Raw genomic sequence first — 16,879 nt, forward strand, 5'->3', positions numbered from 1 at the left:
CTCGTGGGGCGCCACCACCGGCTCGTGGAGCTTCGGGTCGGCGGGCGGCTCAGCCCGCCAGGTTGTCCGCCATCTCCTCGGTCAGGTTCGACTCCGTGCCCGGGATGCCGAGGTCCTGCGCGCGCTTGTCCGCCATGGCGAGCAGCCGCCGGATCCGGCCCGCGACCGCGTCCTTGGTGAGCGGCGGGTCGGCGAGCGCGCCCAGCTCCTCCAGGGAGGCCTGCTTGTGCTCCATGCGCAGCCGGCCGGCCGCCGCGAGGTGCTCGGGCACCTCGTCGGCGAGGATCTCCAGGGCGCGCTGCACGCGGGCCCCGGCGGCGACGGCGGCGCGGGCCGAACGGCGCAGGTTCGCGTCGTCGAAGTTCGCCAGCCGGTTCGCCGTGGCGCGGACCTCGCGGCGCATCCGCCGCTCCTCCCAGGCCAGCACCGACTCGTGGGCTCCCATACGGGTGAGCAGGGCGCCGATCGCGTCGCCGTCACGGACGACGACCCGGTCCACGCCGCGCACCTCACGGGCCTTCGCCGCGATGGACAGCCGGCGGGCGGCGCCCACCAGGGCCAGCGCGGCCTCCGGGCCCGGGCAGGTCACCTCGAGCGAGCTGGAACGGCCCGGCTCCGTCAGCGAGCCGTGCGCCAGGAACGCCCCGCGCCAGGCGGCCTCGGCGTCGCAGGTGGCCCCCGAGACCACCTGCGGCGGAAGACCCCGGATCGGGCGGCCGCGGCCGTCCACGAGCCCGGTCTGCCGGGCCAGCTGGTCGCCGCCCGCCACCACACGTACGACGAAGCGCGAGCCTCGGCGCAGTCCGCCGGGTGCCATCACGATCAGCTCGGAACTGTGTCCGAAGATCTCGAGAATGTCGCGCTTGAGCCGCCGGGCGGCCATCGCGGTGTCCAGCTCCGCCTCGATCACGATGCGGCCGCTCACCAGGTGGAGGCCGCCGGCGAACCGCAGAATGGCCGACACCTCGGCCTTCCTGCAGCAGGTCCGGGTGACGGGGAGCCGGGCAATCTCGTCCTTCACCGCTGCCGTCATCGCCATGGGCCGATCCTTCCATGCATCCGAAAAATACGGTCGTACGCGGCGGCCAACAGCTCCGGATCGTGCCTCGGAGTTCCGTCGGGCCTGGCCACCGGCGCCAGCTCGACCGCGGCACCGAAGCGCTCCTTGGCGGCGTCGGTGAGGGACTCACGATCGGGCACGGCGGCCTCGTCGGCCAGCACCACGTCCAGGGCGAGTTTAGGGGCGTGTCGTCCCAAAACCTCCAAATGACGCTGCGGTGAGAACCCTTCGGTTTCTCCGGGCTGCGGCGCGAGGTTCAGCGAGAGGACCCGGCGGGCCTTCGTCTCGACCAGCGCGTCCAGCAGTTCGGGCACGAGCAGGTGCGGGATCACCGAGGAGAACCAGGATCCCGGGCCGAGCACCACCCAGTCCGCGTCGAGCACCGCGGCGACCGCCTCCGGGACGGCCGGCGGGTCGTGCGGCACCAGGTGCACGGACTGCACCTCGCCCGGCGTGAGCGCGACCGTGGCCTGTCCGCGGACGGTGTCGATGTCGTCCGGGCGGTCCGGGTCGTGCCCCTTGACCAGGGCCTGGAGCTCCAGCGGCACCGCCGACATGGGCAGCACGCGCCCGTGCGCGCCGAGCAGCTTGCCGACCAGGTCCAGGGCCTGGACGTGGTCGCCGAGCTGCTCCCACAGGGCGACGATCAGCAGATTGCCGACCGCGTGCCCGTTCATCTCCCCCGGCGACTGGAAGCGGTGCTGGATGACGCGGGACCAGGTCTGGCCCCAGTCGTCGTCGCCGCACAGGGCCGCGAGGGCCTTGCGCAGGTCGCCGGGCGGCAGCACGCCCAGCTCGTCGCGCAGGCGCCCGCTGGAGCCGCCGTCGTCGGCGACCGTCACGACCGCCGTGAGGTCACCCGTGATGCGGCGCAGGGCGGCCAGCGACGCGGACAGGCCCATGCCCCCGCCGAGGGCGACGACCTTGGGCGTCGCGCCCCTGCCACGCGCCGGTGTCGTGCGCCTGCTGCGCAGCCGGCTGGTGAGCCGCAGCGTACGTCCCGTCATTCGCGGCCCATGTCCCGGTGGACGACCACGGTCTCCACACCCTGCGCGGCGAGGCGGGCGGCGAGCTTCTCCGAAGTGGCGACGGAGCGGTGCTTGCCACCGGTGCAGCCGACCGCGATGGTCACGTAGCGCTTGCCCTCGCGGCGGTAGCCGGCCGCGATCAGCTGGAGCAGCTCCGTGTAGCGGTCGAGGAACTCCTTGGCGCCGGGCTGCGAGAAGACGTAGTTCGACACCTCCTCGTTGAGGCCGGTGAAGGGGCGCAGCTCCGGGACCCAGTGGGGGTTCGGCAGGAAGCGCATGTCGACGACGAGGTCGGCGTCGACGGGCAGGCCGTACTTGAAGCCGAACGACATGACGGTGGCCCGCAGCTCGGGCTCCTCCTCGCCCGCGAACTGGGCGTCCATCTTGGCGCGCAGCTCGTGCACGTTGAGGCTGGAGGTGTCGATGACGAGGTCGGCGTCGCCGCGCAGCTCGCGCAGCAGTTCGCGCTCGGCGGCGATGCCGTCGACGATGCGGCCGTCGCCCTGGAGGGGGTGCGGGCGGCGCACCGACTCGAAGCGGCGTACGAGGGCCTCGTCCGAGGACTCCAGGAAGACGATCCGCCGCGTGACGTTCTTGGACTCGAGGTCGGCGAGGGACTCGCGGAGGTTGTCGAAGAAGCGGCGGCCGCGGACGTCGACGACCACGGCGATCCGCGCGACGTTGCCCTGGGACCGGGCACCGAGCTCCACCATGGTGGGGATCAGGGCCGGCGGCAGGTTGTCGACGACGAACCAGCCGAGGTCCTCCAGGCACTTCGCCGCCGTGGAGCGGCCCGCGCCGGACATGCCGGAGATGATGACCAGCTCGGGGATGGCGGCCTCGGGGACGCCGGGCGCCTCCGCGTGGTGGGCCGCGCCGGGGGTGTCGGTACCGGGGGCGTCCGTCCCGGCCTTGTCGTCGCTGGCGCCTGGGGTGCTCATGTCCGCTCCGCGCTCGTTCTGTGGGTGGTGCTCGCTCATGGTTCCTGCCCCCGTCGTTCTTCCGGGGTGCCCGCGGTGACGGGTCCCCCGCCGGTCGGCGCGTCCGTCGCGCCGGCCGGTGTCTGCTCTTCGTCTTCCAGGATCTCTCCGGTGGCCGTGTTCACCGCGGGCGCCGCCGGTGCCGCTTGCGCGAAGGCCGCGAGGATCGTCTCGGCCGTCCTGCGGCCTATGCCCGGGACCTCGCAGATCTGGTCGATTGTGGCGGACCGTAGCCGCTTCACCGAACCGAAGTGCTTGATCAGTGCCTGTTTGCGCGCGTCGCCCAGTCCGGGTACGTCGTCCAGGGGACCGGCCTTGAACCGCTTGGCCCGCTTGCTGCGCTGGTAGGTGATCGCGAAGCGGTGCGCCTCGTCGCGGACGCGCTGCAGGAGGTAGAGGCCCTCGCTGGTGCGGGGCAGGACCACCGGGTCGTCCTCACCGGGGACCCAGACCTCTTCGAGGCGCTTGGCGAGGCCGCACACCGCGATGTCGTCGATGCCCAGCTCGTCCAGGGCCCGCCGGGCCGCCGCGACCTGCGGCTGGCCGCCGTCCACGACGACGAGCTGCGGCGGGTAGGCGAACTTCTTCGGCCGGCCGTCGTCCTCGGTGAGCCGCGACTCGACCGGGCCCTCTTCGTCGTCCAGCTCGGTGTCGGACCACTCGGCGGACTTCTCCTGGGCGGCCAGGTAGCGCTTGAAGCGGCGGGTGATGACCTCGTGCATGGAGCGGACGTCGTCCTGCCCCTCGAAGCCCTTGATCTGGAAGCGGCGGTACTCGCTCTTGCGGGCGAGGCCGTCCTCGAAGACGACCATGGACGCGACGACGTCGTCTCCCTGGAGGTGCGAGATGTCGTAGCACTCGATGCGCAGCGGGGCGCTGTCCAGGTCGAGGGCCTCGGCGATCTCCTCCAGGGCGCGCGAGCGCGTGGTGAGGTCGGAGGCGCGCTTCGTCTTGTGGAGGGCCAGTGCCTGCAGCGCGTTGCGGTGCACGGTCTCCATGAGGGCCTTCTTGTCGCCACGCTGCGGGATGCGCAGGGACACGTTCGACCCGCGGCGCTCGGTGAGCCAGGTCTGGATGGGCTCCACGGGGTCGGGCAGCGCCGGGACGAGCACCTCCTTGGGGACCGCGTCCCCACTCTCCTCCCCGTAGAGCTGCTGGAGCGCGTGCTCGACGAGGTCGCCGCTGGTGACGGCCTCCACCTTGTCGGTGACCCAGCCGCGCTGGCCGCGCACCCGTCCGCCGCGGACGTGGAAGATCTGGACGGCGGCCTCCAGCTCGTCCTCGGCCAGGGCGATGAGGTCGGCGTCGGTGGCGTCGGCGAGGACGACGGCGCTCTTCTCCATGGCCTTGCGCAGCGCCTCGATGTCGTCGCGCAGGCGGGCCGCCCGCTCGTACTCCATCTCCTCCGCGGCGGCCGTCATGTCCTTCTCCAGACGGCGGATGTACGTGCCGGTGCGGCCGGCCATGAAGTCGCAGAACTCCTCGGCGAGTTCACGGTGCTCGTCCGGGCTGACGCGGCCGACGCACGGGGCGGAGCACTTGCCGATGTAGCCGAGCAGGCAGGGGCGGCCGGTGCGGGCCGCGTTCTTGAACACGCCCGCGGAGCAGGTGCGGACGGGGAAGACACGCAGGAGGAGGTCGACCGTGTCGCGGATCGCCCAGGCGTGGCCGTAGGGGCCGAAGTAGCGGACGCCCTTCTTCTTCTGGCCGCGCATCACCTGGACGCGGGGGAACTCCTCGTTCATCGTCACGGCGAGGTACGGGTAGCTCTTGTCGTCGCGGTACTTCACGTTGAACCGCGGGTCGTACTCCTTGATCCAGGAGTACTCCAGCTGGAGCGCCTCGACCTCCGTGGACACCACCGTCCACTCCACGGACGCGGCCGTGGTGACCATCGTGCGGGTGCGCGGGTGCAGGTTCGCCAGGTCCTGGAAGTAGTTCGCCAGGCGCTGGCGCAGGCTCTTCGCCTTTCCGACGTAGATCACCCTGCGGTGCTCGTCGCGGAACCTGTACACCCCCGGGGAGTCGGGAATCTGTCCCGGCTGGGGGCGGTAGCTGGAGGGGTCGGCCATGTCAGACACCCTACTGTCGGGCACGGACATCACCGGGGCAGACTAGGGAGCGCCCCGTGATCCCCGCCGCTGAAGGAGAACCCTCGCGTGAAGCGTCCGACCGCCCGTGACGTGGCGGAGCTCGCCGGTGTGTCCCGTGCCGCCGTGTCCTTCGTCTTCAGCGGACGCGCCCAGGGCAACCTCTCAGCCGAGACGCAGCGTCGCATCCGCGAGGCCGCCGACGAGCTCGGCTACCGGCCCGACGAGGTGGCGCGGTCGTTGCGCGGACGGCGCACCGGGGTGATCGGGATGCTCAGCGACGAGATCGCCACCAGCCCGTTCGCCGGGCGCATGGTGCTGGGCGCGATGGAGGCGGCACGCGCGCGTGGGCATCAGATCCTGCTCCTGGAGTCGCGCCGGGACCCGGCCGCGGAGGCCGAGGCGATCGCCGAGCTGCGGGCCCGCCGGGTCGACGGTCTGGTGTACGCGTCGATGGAGCTGCGCACGACGGAGGTGCCGGCGGGGGTCGATCCGGCGCGCACGGTGCTCGCCAACTGCCTGCCGCGCGAGGCGGGTTCGTACGCGGCCGTGGTGGCCGACGAACGGGCGGGCGGGCGCCGCGCGGTGGACGCGCTGATCGCCGCGGGGCACCGTGACATCGCGCTGCTGGGCGGGGCGGTGGGCAACATCGCGGCGGAGGATCGCGCGCGCGGCTTCACCGACGGGATGGGCGCGGCCGGTCTGGAGGTGCGCGAGGCCTGGATGCTGCGGGCCGGCTGGCAGATCGACGAGGGCTACGCCGCGGCGCTGCGGGTGCTCGGTGAGGCGGAGCGTCCCACCGGGGTCGTGTGTGCGAACGACCGGGTGGCGGCCGGGGTGCTGCTGGCGGCGGCCCGGCTGGGCATCGCGGTCCCGGAGGCGCTGTCGGTGGTGGGCTACGACGACCAGGACCACATGGCCGACCGGCTCGTCCCGGCGCTCACCACGGTCGCCCTACCTCATCACGCGATGGGGGCGGCGGCGGTGGACGCGCTGCTCGACGCGGTCGAGCGGGACGAGCCGGTGGCCACGGGCGACGTGGTCCGCCTCCCGTGTCCCCTGGTCGAGCGGGCATCGGTGGCGAAGCCCGGCGAGGCCTGAGCCGACTCCGGACCACCCGGTTCTCTCGGACCATCCGGTTCTCTCGGACCGCCCGGACCGCCCAGACCTCCCGGGCCGCCCGTCCGGCCTCCTGCGCCTCGGCCACCGAGGAGCACGTCATACGTAACACGGGGCGACCGGCGATCAGCGGCTCGGTCCGTCATACGTACAACGGCACTCGTCGAGCCGGGCGCCCGGCACCCGGGTGGCCGGTTGCCGAGTGCCGGATACCCGGGTGTCAGCCGAGGTCGTACGTGATGATCCTCAGGTCCTCGAAGACGGCCGGGCCGCCGGAGGAGTAGAGCGCGATGCGGTCGTCGCCGGGGAGCGGGAAGGCCTGGTGGGTGTGGACGTGGCGGCCGTCCCCGACGAACAGTTCGACGGTGGTGCGGTCGACGAAGACGCGCACGTCGAGGGAGCCGGCGGCGGCGTCGACGGGGGTGTGGGTCTCGGCGGGGCCGCCCGGGGTGATGGTGCCGCCGCGGTTGACGTAGGCGAAGCCGCCGGCGACGTACACGCCGACGTCGATGTGACGCAGTCCGCCGGGCGCCTTGCGGAGCTGGAAGCCGAGGTTCTCGGTCGTGCCGGGTGTCCAGCGGAGCCGGGCGCGGATCTCGTAGGAGGTGCCGGTGACGTCGAGGGCCTTGCTGCCGTCGACGGTGACGTCGCCGAGCTTCTTCGTGCCGGTGGCGTAGCGGTCGAGGGCCGGGGCGGGCCGGGAGGCGAGGTGGTAGGTGCCGTCGCCCGCGCGTTCCAGGGTGAGTTCGCGGGTGAGGGAGTCGGTGCCGTTGAAGCCGTCGGCGACGAGGGTCGGCGTGTTGTGCGGGTAGGTCCAGTTGTTGGTCCAGGCGAAGGCGTACCGGGCGGCGGGGTCGACGGTGCCGTCGGCGGCGCGCTTCTCGCAGGTGACGGCCGCGTAGAAGTCGGGGCCGTGGTCGAGCCACTGGGGTTCGGTGGCGTCGGGGCTGAAGGTGGTGCCGTCGAAGTCGCCGGTCCAGTAGGCGTACGTGGCCGGCAGGCCGCGCTGGGTGCCGTTGGCGGAGGCCGCGAGGATCCAGTGCGCGGTGCCGTCCGCGGCCCGGATCTCGAACAGGTCCGGGCATTCCAGGGTGCCGAGGTCGTCGCGGGTGAAGCCGCTGCGGTACGTCCATGACCGCAGATCGGCGGAGGTGTACAGGCCGATCTTGTGCCCTTCGGCGAGGGCCGCGACCCAGCGTCCGCGTGCCTCGTCCCACAGCACCTTGGGGTCGCGGAAGTCCTTGCCCCCGGGGTTGGGGAGCACCGGGTCGTCACTGTGGGAGGTGAAGGTGCGGCCGTGGTCGGTGGAGTACCAGAGGTACTGGGCCTGGGAGGCGGTGCCGGCGTCGGGCTCCATGGTGATCAGCGCGATGACGGCGCCCGCACCGAACCCGGCGGTGTTCTTCTCGTCGACGACCGCGCTGCCCGACCAGACGTCACCGGCGGGGATGGCGTCCTTGGGGACGGCGACCCCCTCGTCGCGGTACCGGACGAGGTCGGTGCTGGTGGCGAGGCGCCAGGCGGTGCCCTCGGATCCGGTGAGGTAGTCGGCGTTGTAGAGGTAGTAGTACAGGTACTGGCCGTTCACCCAGATCGGGCGCTGCGGATCGTTCTTCCAGTTGTCGGGAACGGTGAAGTGGTAGGCGGCGCGGAAGCTGCCGAGACCGGCCGCTTTCGGTGCCGCGGCCGCGCGGCGGGACGGCAGTGCGGCGGCCGCGAGAGCGGTGGAGCCGACGGACAGCAGCGCGGCGCGCCGGCTCAGCGAGCGCGCGCCGCCGGCCGCGGCGGTGTTCCCGGCCGCGCTCTTCCTGCGTCCGGCGGGCATGTCCTGCGCGGGCACGTCTCGTGCGGGCACCTCTCGTGCGGGCATGGCGAACCGACCTTTCGACCAAGGGGATGTTCCGGCGGGGAACGAGGGAGGGCGGTCGCAACCCTAACTCGTGATAGGTCTTGCCGCGCAAGGGTCTTCGGGCATTTCGAAGAAGCTCGCGCAGCCCTCTTGACGGCGCCGTCCGCACCCTCACATCATCCGGAGGCCACGCCAACTATCACGAGTTAGGCCTCTCGGTATGACCCGGAGTCACTTCCCGCCCAGCCGTCGCACCGTGTTGCGCGCCGGCGGCTGGTCCCTGGCCGCCGGCGGTCTCGCCGCCACCGGCGCGAGCTGGGACCGGCTGACCGCCGCCGACATCCCCGGGCGCGACGGTTCGATGCTCACCGTCGCGGTCCTCGGCGCCGCGATCGACCCGACCATGCAGAAGGTGCTGGCCGACGGATTCCAGGAACTGCACCCGGACATCCCGGTGCGGCTGCTGGCCGTCCAGGCCAAGGACTGGAACGACTTCTTCGCGAAGATCCTCACGCAGATCGCCGCGGGCCGGGCGCCCGATGTGGTGTACGTCGCGACGGAGGGCGTCCAGTTGTTCGCCGACCGCCTCGGCGTCCCGCTCGACGCGCGCGGGAAGCGGGACGCCGCCGAGCTCAAGGAGTACTTCGCCGACGTCCACCCGTCGCTCGTCGAATCGATGATGTACGAGGGCTCGCTGTACCAGCTGCCCGTCGAGTTCAACGCCGCGGACATGTACCTCAGCACCACCGTCCTCCGGCGCACCGGCGTCGAACTCCCGCCGGACGACTGGGACCGTGACGACTTCACCCGCCTCCTGCGCACCATGAAGCGCAAGGGCGGGGCGCACTTCACGCCGTTCTACTGGACCAATCGCCTGTGGGGCGGGGTGGTTCCCTGGCTGTTCGTCAACGACACCAACATCCTGCGCGAGTCCAGGGCTCCGGGCGGGGAGTGGCTGTGGAACTCCTTCTACGACGCGCGGCAGCGCGCGGGCCGCGGCGGGGGCTTCCGCTGGACGACGCCGACCGCCACGGCCGACCGCACCGTCGAGACGTACGAGTATCTCGCCGGTCTCGTCCATGACGGGCTCTGTTCACGGCCCGAGGGCGGCAGCGGCACGAACCTGGTCGGCGCCTTCTCCACCGGCCGGGTCGGCGCGACGCCCGCCGGCGGCTTCTGGGCGGGCGGACTGCACCAGGCGGGCGTGGCGCGCGACGCGTACGACGCCACGTACTTCCCCCGCTGGCGGTCGCAGCGCCACCAGTTCGGCGGGGCGGGCTACGCGATCCTGCGCACCTCCCGGCGCCAGGACGAGGCCTGGGAGTTCGTGAAGTACTCGACCCGCAAGGACGTCATGACCTCGCTGTTCGCGGCGAACACGACGACTCCGGCGCGGCGTTCGCTGCTCACCGCGCAGCGGTACGCGCGGACGGGCCCCGCCCACTGGGACGTCTTCTACGACACCTTCGACCGTTTCCCCACGACCGGCCCGATCCCCGCCCCTCCGCAGGTCGCCGCCGTGGAACTGGCCCTGACCAAGCACACCGCCACCGCTCTCGACTCGCCGCGCAAGGTCGCGCCGGCGCTGCGGGCGATGCAGGCGGACCTGGAGCACGCCATGGAGCGTGGGATATGAGAAGCCGAAGCCGTACGACGGACCGCGCCGCGGGCGGGGTCGCGAGGGACCGGGCGGCGCAGCGGCGGCAGCGATGGACGGCCCGGCTGTTCCTGGCACCGACCGTGATCGGCGTCGTCGTGTTCACCGTGGTGCCGATCGCGGGGTCGGTCGTGCTGTCGTTCTTCCGCTGGAACGTGATCGACCCGGCGCACTACACCGGACTCGACAACTACCGTGCTCTGGCGACCGATTCCTCGGTCCGCGCAGCGTTCGGCAACACCCTGCTGTTCATGGTGTTCGCCGTCTCGCTGCAACTGCTGATCGCGCTCGTCCTGGCGCTGGCCCTGCAGGGCCGGATGCCGAACTGGGTTCGGCAGGCGCTGCGTTCGGCTTTCTTCTTCCCGCTCGTCCTGAGCGCGGCCTCGGTGTCCGTCGTGATGAAGTACCTGTTCAACCAGGACTTCGGGGTCGTGAACTGGCTGATCGGGCAGGCCGGCGCGTCACCCGTGCCCTGGCTGACGGACGAGACGTGGGCGCTGTCCGCCGTGGTCCTCGTCTATGTGTGGCAGCAGTTCGGCTTCTCGTTCCTGCTGTTCGTCGGCGGGCTGGCGAACATTCCGAAGGAGCTCCACGAGGCCGCCGCCGTCGACGGAGCGACCGGGCTGCGCAAGCATCTGCGGATCACGCTGCCGCTGCTCTCCCCCACCTTCCTGGTGGCCTCGGTGGTCGGTGTGATCAACGCCCTGCAGGTCTTCGAGCAGCCCTACGTGCTCACGGACGGCGGGCCGGGCGACTCGACCCGGACCGTGGTGATGGTCCTCTACCAGACCGCCTTCGAGGAGCTCCGGTTCGGCGAGGCCTCGGCGGTCGGCGTCGTCCTGTTCGCCCTGATTCTCGTCGTCACGGCGCTGCAGTTCCGGCTCAGCCGCCGCTTCGTGCACTACCAGTGACTGGTTGGAGAGGTCGACCCGCGATGACCGCAGTTCCCTTCACCGAGAAGACGCGGCGCCCCGAGGGCGGTGGCGTCGCCGCGCGCCTGGGCTCGCTCACCACCCGCCGCCTGGGCGTCCTCGGGCGCGTCGCCGGGCTCGCGCTCGTGGCGCTGCTGACCATCGGGCCCGTGGTGTGGACGGTGTCCACGTCCCTGCGCACGCCCGCCGAGTCCTTCGATCTGCCTCCGCGGATCATCCCGGCGCACGGCACGCTCGACGCCTACCGAGGCGTCTTCCAGCAGCTCGACGTCTGGCTGATCGCGCTCAACTCCGCGCTCGTGACCGGCCTGATCGCGATCGGGCAGATGATCTCGGCCGCGCTCGCCGGGTACGCGTTCGCCCGTCTCGACTTCCGTTTCAAGAAGCCCCTGTTCGGACTGGTCCTCGCCACGATGATGGTGCCGGTCCAGATCACCATCGTGCCCGTGTTCCTGATCCTCAAGGAGATAGGGCTGACGGACACGCTGCTCGGCCTGATCGTGCCGGCCGTGCCGACCGCCTTCGGGACGTTCCTGATGCGCCAGTACTTCCTGACGATGCCCAAAGAACTCGGCGAGGCGGCGATGATCGACGGGGCGGGACCCTGGCGGGTCTTCCGGTCCGTGTACGCGCCCCTGGCCCGACCCGGTCTGGCGATCGTCGGGGTACTCGCCTTCAACTATCACTGGAACGAGTTCTTCCGGCCGCTGATCCTGGAGACCAGCAACGAGAACTTCACGATGCCGCTCGGCCTCGTCTCGCTCCAGGGCAACCTCGGCACCGGGTCGATCTCGGTGGTGCTCGCGGGGGTCGTGCTCTCGATGATCCCGGCGGTCGCCGTGTTCGTCATCGGCCAGCGACCGCTCCGCGAGGGGATCACGTCCTCGGGCCTGAAAGGCTGAGGCCTGCTGAGGCCTGTTGAGGCCTGTTGAAAAGCTGAGGCCGAAGGACCGGAGACGCAGAGGGCCGAGGGTCAGGGCGAGACGATGAGCTTGCCGCCCTCGGCCTTCGCCTTGAGCTCGGTGAGCGGAACGGTCGCCGGCTCGTGCAGCACCTTGCCGGTGGTGGCGTCGAACTTGCTGCCGTGGCAGTTGCACGTCAGCTCCGTACCCTTCAGCATCCGGATCGGGCAGCCCGCGTGCGTGCAGACGGTGCTGAACGCCTTGTACGTCCCGTCCTCGGCGCGGCTCACCACCACGTTCTCGTCGTTGTAGAGCTTCGCCCCGCCCTTCGGGACGTCCTCGGCGCTGCCGAGGTCGACTGGCGCGCTGGGAGCGGCCGCCGAGCCGCCGTCCTCCGGGGAGCACGCGGTCAGCCCGAGCCCGACCGTCCCCGCCACGGCCACCCCGCGCAGAGCGGTACGGCGGGACAGGCGTGCACTGCTGGACAGGGGCGTGCCGGGCATCTGGGCTCCACGTTCGGTGACGGTGCGATCGAGACGCACCCACCGCCCGGCCGACCTGGCCGCCCCTTCGGGCTCCACGTACCGAACGGGAACGGGGGGTACGGATGTGACGATACCGGCGGCGAACGGAACACCCGACGGGCCCCCGGGTGACCTGCGCGACATGCCTGCGGGGTGGGGCGGCGGCGCCATAGCGGCGGGCTCGTCGCGGAGCCGACCGGCGGGGCGGCTGGCCGGCAGGGCGGCTGCGACATCCCGCGCGGACAGGGACCGGGGGCGGGGCGAGAAGCGGGCCGCGCCGGAGTGGGGTGCGGGCGGCAGCGCTGCGGCTGCCGCCCCCACAGATCGGACTGGCAGGGCAGGGCAGCTGCGGTGGCGGCACGAAACAGGACAGCGGCCACCCAGAGGCTGGGCCCCACCAGGCAGAGAGGGCAGAGGCCCCCCAGCCCTGCCGGCCGGAGGACCGTCCCCGCTCACACCCCCTCCACCACCGCCTCCCACGCGGACACCGACACGTCCCCCGCCCCCTGCACCAGGTCCACCGACAGGGGCCCGGCCGGGGCGGGGTACACCTTTTCCGTCAGCACGACCCGGTCGTCCCAGAACGCCTCGATCAGCGGCCCGTCCACGAACACCCGCAGGCGTCCACCCGTGCCGCCGGAGGCCACCGCGACCACCGACGAGGCACGGGGGTACGGGTGCGTGCCCGACGCCGGCGTCGCCGAACGGTCAAGTGTGAGCGAGCCCCGCGTCGGATTGACCCGCAGCTCGACCCCGGTGCCCAGCCGGACCGCGAGTTCCGTGTCGGGCTGGGCGACAGCGATGTCGACCTGCACCTCGTACGCCGCCGGCAGCTCCTCCCCGACCCCGACGGCCCGCCCGCGCAGCCCCGCGAGCTCCCGCGCGGGTGCCACCCTCAGCGAACCGTCCGCGTGCGCGCCGACCTCTCTCGGATACGTGAGGCAACCGGCCCAGCCCGCCGCGACGGATTCGGCCTCGGTGCGTGACTCCCAACTCCAGCCCCACACAAGCGTCCTGTCGTCCTCGACGAGCGCGGTGGGCGCGTAACAGTCCCGGCCATGGTCGAACAGACCTCCCGCGGCGGGCTCGAAACGCAACCCGCCCCCGCCTTCCCCCGCGGGCCTGAGCACACCGGTCAGATACGCGGTCGCGTACGTGATGTCGTCGATCCACAGGGAGAGCAACAGCACCCAGCGCCCGTCCCCCGTCGGCAGCAGTGCCGGACACTCCCAGGCCGTCGCGGGCGCCGCGTGCCGTCCGGCGACGGGGTCGGCCGCGTCAAGCAGCGACCCGGCGTACGTCCACCGCGTCATCGAGTCCACGCGGTAGAGCAGCACGTCGGGCCGCCCGCCCCGGTGCCCCGCACCGACGACCGCCCAGCGCCGCCCCTCATGGGTGAAGAGGTACGGGTCGCGGAACGCGATGAGATCGAGGCCGGGCGGCGGGCCGGGCACGACGGGGTCCGGTTCGGCCTTGAACGAGCCGATGGTCGAATCGGTGGCCCGGGCCAGCATCACGGAGCCGACGCCGTCGCGGCGGTCCATGCCGGTGTAGACGGCGGTCGGGATGCCGTCGTCCACGACCGCGCACCCGGACCAGGCACCGAGCTCGTCGGGCGTGCCCGGCGTGGGGGTCAGCGCGACCCCGTGATCCGTCCAGCGCACGAGGTCCGGGCTGGAGGCATGGCCCCAGTGAATGTCGCCCCAGACCGCCGCGTGCGGGTTGTGCTGGAAGAACAGGTGGTAGCGGCCGTCGTGGAAGAGCGGCCCGTTGGGGTCGTTGCACCAGCGGCCGGCACCGGGCCGCACGTGCAGACGCGGAACGTCCCGGTCGACGGCGACGGCGGGCGGGTACGGACGGGTGGCCCGGTCGGACATGCGCCTTCTCCTTGCTTCTGCTGACTCCTGCCGACTCCACCGAGTTCCGGCGAGGTCTTGATTTCGCGAACCTAACACGTGATAGTTGTGCCGCCCTAGCACGTGACAGGAAAGGTGCGAGGGACTTCGGATCACCGCCCGCCGGAACACCGGGAACCACCCGGAACACCACCGCCCCACCCCCGGTCGCAGTCCGCGGCCGCACACGGACTCCAGGCGGAGCCATTCGTTCCGGCATCATGAACGGGCGCCACAGGCGCGAGGGAGCGCAGCACATGACCGACCAGACCACCGGGCAGGGCCCGACCACGGGGCATCACGGTGCCCCCGCAGTCGCCACCGGCCCGAGCCGCCGCCGGCTGAACTTCACGCTCGTCAGCGCGGCCCTGTTCATGTTCTTCGTGACCTGGTCGCTGTCCTGGTCACTCTTCTCCATCTGGCTGACCCAGGACATCGGCCTCTCAGCCGGCCGCAGCTCCCTCGTGATCAGCGCCAACGCCATCGGCTGCCTGGTCACCATGCCGGTCTACGGCTACCTCCAGGACAAGCTCGGCCTGCGCAAGAACCTCCTGTACTGGGTCTCCGGCCTGATGCTCCTCGTGGGCCCCATGTACATCTACGTGTACGGGCCGCTGCTGAAGACCCAGTTCGCCCTCGGCCTGCTGGTCGGGGCCGCCTATCTCGCCATGGCGTTCGCCGTCGCCGTCGCCACGCTGGAGAGCTACACGGAGCGCCTCGGCCGCTTCCACGGTTTCGAGTTCGGCCGCGCCCGCATGTTCGGCTCGCTGGGCTGGGCCGCGGCGACGTTCTTCGCGGGCCGGCTGTTCAACATCGATCCCCGTCTCAACTTCTGGGCCGCCTCCGTCTCGGCCGCCGTCTTCCTCGTCCTGATCGTCTCGATCCGGGTCACCGACGGGCGTCGCTCGGCCGCCGTGGAAGCCGCCGCCTCCTCCGTGTCGATGGCCGACGTGAAGTCCCTGCTGCGCTACCCGGCCTTCTGGGGGCTCCTGCTCTTCGTGATCGCCGTGACCGCGACGTACAACACGTACGACCAGATGTTCCCCTCGTACTTCGCCTCGCTGTTCTCGACAGCCGGCGAGGGCAACCGGATGTACAGCGATCTCAACTCCGTGCAGGTCTTCCTAGAAGCCGGCGGCATGGCGCTCGCCCCCTTCCTCGTGAACCGGCTCGGCCCCAAGAAGTCCCTGCTGCTGTCCGGCTGCATCATGGCCGCCCGCATCGGCCTGTCCGGTCTCGTCACCGATCCGGCCGCCATCTCCGCGGTCAAGCTGATGCACGCCGCCGAACTGCCGATCATGCTCATCGCGATCTTCAAGTACATCAACCTGCACTTCGAGTCGCGTCTGTCCTCCTCGATCTACTTGGTCGGCTTCCAGCTCGCCGCGCAGTTGGGCGCGGCCGTGATCTCGCCCCTGGCCGGCATCGGCTACGACTCCATCGGGTTCGCCCGCACTTATCTCCTGCTGGCCGGTGTCGTCGCCCTGTTCACCGCGCTCTCGGTCCTCACGCTCCGGCCCGACGCGAAGGCGCTCTCCGGGAGCGCGCTGCCCGACCCGGCCCTCGCCGCACCCGCCGGCCGCGAGAACGCGTCGGAGTCGGGCGAGCACGAGACCCTGCTCCCCGCGAAGCTCTAGCCTGCCCACGGGTGGCATCGGCGCGTGCCCGCGGTGCCACCCGCCCCGCCCGACCTCCACACCGTCGCACCACGCCGCGCCACTCCGCAGCAGCCGCCCCACCCCGAACCACCCGAGAGGAACCACCGTGATCGTCGTCGCCGGAGAGGCCCTGATCGACCTCGTCCCGCAGGGGCCGAACGCCGGTGCCGGGCCGGACGGGGGCCGGGGCCCGCTCCCCGACCTCGCTCCGCGCCTGGGCGGCGGCCCCTACAACACGGCGGTGGCGCTGGGCCGGCTCGGCTCCCCCGTCGCCTTCTGCTCCCGCGTGTCCCGTGACGCGTTCGGCGAGGCCCTTCTCGGCGGGCTACGGAAGGCCGGCGTGGACGTCTCCCCCGTACAGCGGGGCGACGAGCCGACGACGCTGGCCGTCGCCTCCATCGGCGCCGACGGCTCCGCCGGATACTCCTTCTACGTGGAGGGCACCGCCGACCGGCTGTTCGCGGTGCCGGGCGCCTTGCCCGTGGGGACGCGGGCGGTGTCGTTCGGCACCTGCTCGCTCGTGCTGGAGCCGGGCGCCACCGCGTACGAGGAGCTGATGCGGTCCGCCGCCGCCTCGGGGGTCTTCACGGCGCTCGACCCCAACATCCGGGCCGGCCTGATCCCCGACCCGGACGCCTACCGCGCCCGCTTCAAGAGCTGGCTGCCCTCGACGGCCCTGCTGAAGCTGTCCGAGGAGGACGCCCGGTGGCTGGGCGGCACCCCTCAGGAATGGCTGACCGCCGGCCCGTCGGCCGTGGTCGTCACGAGCGGCGGCGAGGGCCTGACCGTCTTCACCCGGGACGGCGCAACCCACTCCGTGCCGGGCGAGGACGTGGACGTCGTGGACACGATCGGTGCGGGCGACACCGTCAACGCGGCGCTGCTGCACGGACTTTCGGCGCTCGACGCCCTCTCTCCCATCGCGCTCGGGCAGTTGAGCGGCGAACACTGGAGCCGGTTGCTGCGCTTCGCCGCCCGCGCCGCGGCGATCACGTGCTCCCGGGCGGGCGCGGAGCCGCCGTACGCCGCCGAGGTCGGCTCCCTGTAGCCGCCTCCTCCAGCCCACACCCCCGCCTTCCCCTCCCTTCTTTCCCTCTCCAGTTGTCAACGTGCGTCCGGCGTCGGCCGGTTGATCAGAGAACGCACAGCGCCCCGCGGGGAGTTCCCACGGGGCGCCGAAAATTT

At 71.8% G+C, this 16,879-nt stretch carries 13 protein-coding genes; 6 read left to right on the top strand and 7 right to left on the bottom strand.

Going from position 1 to position 16,879, the window contains the following annotated elements:
- Window positions 1–49: 49 nt before the first annotated feature.
- Genes whiA through uvrC form a run of 4 tightly spaced genes read right to left on the bottom strand, consistent with a single transcriptional unit; the run spans window position 50 to window position 5,140 of the window.
- Window positions 50–1,039, bottom strand: coding sequence for a DNA-binding protein WhiA (whiA, locus tag ACFW9D_RS13910; protein WP_188339587.1), 990 nt, complete (start codon window positions 1,037–1,039; stop codon window positions 50–52).
- Window positions 1,030–2,067 carry a uridine diphosphate-N-acetylglucosamine-binding protein YvcK gene (gene yvcK, locus ACFW9D_RS13915; protein WP_188339586.1) on the bottom strand — a complete coding sequence of 346 codons (1,038 nt, stop codon included), beginning with the start codon at window positions 2,065–2,067 and terminating at the stop codon, window positions 1,030–1,032. Before yvcK ends, whiA begins: the two co-directional genes overlap by 10 nt.
- Window positions 2,064–3,068 (bottom strand): RNase adapter RapZ, encoded by a 1,005-nt coding sequence (rapZ, locus tag ACFW9D_RS13920; RefSeq protein WP_188339585.1) that lies wholly within the window; start codon window positions 3,066–3,068, stop codon window positions 2,064–2,066. The genes yvcK and rapZ overlap by 4 nt, the downstream gene beginning before the upstream one ends.
- Window positions 3,065–5,140, bottom strand: coding sequence for an excinuclease ABC subunit UvrC (gene uvrC, locus ACFW9D_RS13925; protein ID WP_384621480.1), 2,076 nt, complete (start codon window positions 5,138–5,140; stop codon window positions 3,065–3,067). The genes rapZ and uvrC overlap by 4 nt, the downstream gene beginning before the upstream one ends.
- A gap of 87 nt (window positions 5,141–5,227) precedes the next feature.
- Between uvrC and ACFW9D_RS13930 the strand changes: the two genes are divergently transcribed.
- Window positions 5,228–6,259: a LacI family DNA-binding transcriptional regulator gene (locus ACFW9D_RS13930; protein ID WP_384621482.1), complete on the top strand. Its 1,032-nt coding sequence runs from the start codon at window positions 5,228–5,230 to the stop codon at window positions 6,257–6,259.
- A 238-nt stretch (window positions 6,260–6,497) separates the two neighbouring features.
- Here the strand turns inward: ACFW9D_RS13930 and ACFW9D_RS13935 are convergent, their stop codons facing one another.
- On the bottom strand, window positions 6,498–8,102 hold the full coding sequence (locus ACFW9D_RS13935; RefSeq protein WP_384621572.1) for a glycoside hydrolase family 32 protein: 1,605 nt from the start codon (window positions 8,100–8,102) through the stop codon (window positions 6,498–6,500).
- Between the two features lie 244 nt (window positions 8,103–8,346).
- Between ACFW9D_RS13935 and ACFW9D_RS13940 the strand changes: the two genes are divergently transcribed.
- From ACFW9D_RS13940 to ACFW9D_RS13950, 3 genes are read left to right on the top strand one after another with little or no spacing between them, the layout of a single operon-like run.
- Window positions 8,347–9,762 carry an ABC transporter substrate-binding protein gene (locus ACFW9D_RS13940; protein WP_384621485.1) on the top strand — a complete coding sequence of 472 codons (1,416 nt, stop codon included), beginning with the start codon at window positions 8,347–8,349 and terminating at the stop codon, window positions 9,760–9,762.
- Window positions 9,759–10,694, top strand: coding sequence for a carbohydrate ABC transporter permease (locus ACFW9D_RS13945; protein WP_384621488.1), 936 nt, complete (start codon window positions 9,759–9,761; stop codon window positions 10,692–10,694). Before ACFW9D_RS13940 ends, ACFW9D_RS13945 begins: the two co-directional genes overlap by 4 nt.
- A 23-nt stretch (window positions 10,695–10,717) precedes the next feature.
- A complete protein-coding gene (locus tag ACFW9D_RS13950) occupies window positions 10,718–11,617 on the top strand; it encodes a carbohydrate ABC transporter permease (protein WP_384621491.1) in 900 nt (299 codons plus the stop codon).
- Between the two features lie 71 nt (window positions 11,618–11,688).
- On the opposite strand, the gene ACFW9D_RS13955 is transcribed toward ACFW9D_RS13950, so the two are convergent.
- The gene (locus tag ACFW9D_RS13955; protein WP_384621494.1) at window positions 11,689–12,120 is read right to left on the bottom strand and encodes a Rieske 2Fe-2S domain-containing protein; all 432 of its coding nucleotides are present in this window, start codon (window positions 12,118–12,120) and stop codon (window positions 11,689–11,691) included.
- A gap of 473 nt (window positions 12,121–12,593) precedes the next feature.
- Window positions 12,594–14,018: a glycoside hydrolase family 32 protein gene (locus ACFW9D_RS13960; RefSeq protein ID WP_384621497.1), complete on the bottom strand. Its 1,425-nt coding sequence runs from the start codon at window positions 14,016–14,018 to the stop codon at window positions 12,594–12,596.
- A gap of 275 nt (window positions 14,019–14,293) precedes the next feature.
- Here ACFW9D_RS13960 and ACFW9D_RS13965 point away from each other — a divergent pair, with 275 nt between their 5' ends.
- Together ACFW9D_RS13965 and ACFW9D_RS13970 are read left to right on the top strand one after the other, a co-directional pair.
- Window positions 14,294–15,673 (top strand): oligosaccharide MFS transporter, encoded by a 1,380-nt coding sequence (locus ACFW9D_RS13965; protein WP_384621500.1) that lies wholly within the window; start codon window positions 14,294–14,296, stop codon window positions 15,671–15,673.
- Between the two features lie 127 nt (window positions 15,674–15,800).
- Complete coding sequence (locus ACFW9D_RS13970) at window positions 15,801–16,742, top strand: carbohydrate kinase (protein WP_384621503.1); 942 nt, start codon at window positions 15,801–15,803, stop codon at window positions 16,740–16,742.
- Window positions 16,743–16,879: the final 137 nt, after the last annotated feature.

This window comes from Streptomyces sp. NPDC059524 (assembly GCF_042749255.1).
Lineage (GTDB): Bacteria > Actinomycetota > Actinomycetes > Streptomycetales > Streptomycetaceae > Streptomyces > Streptomyces xanthii.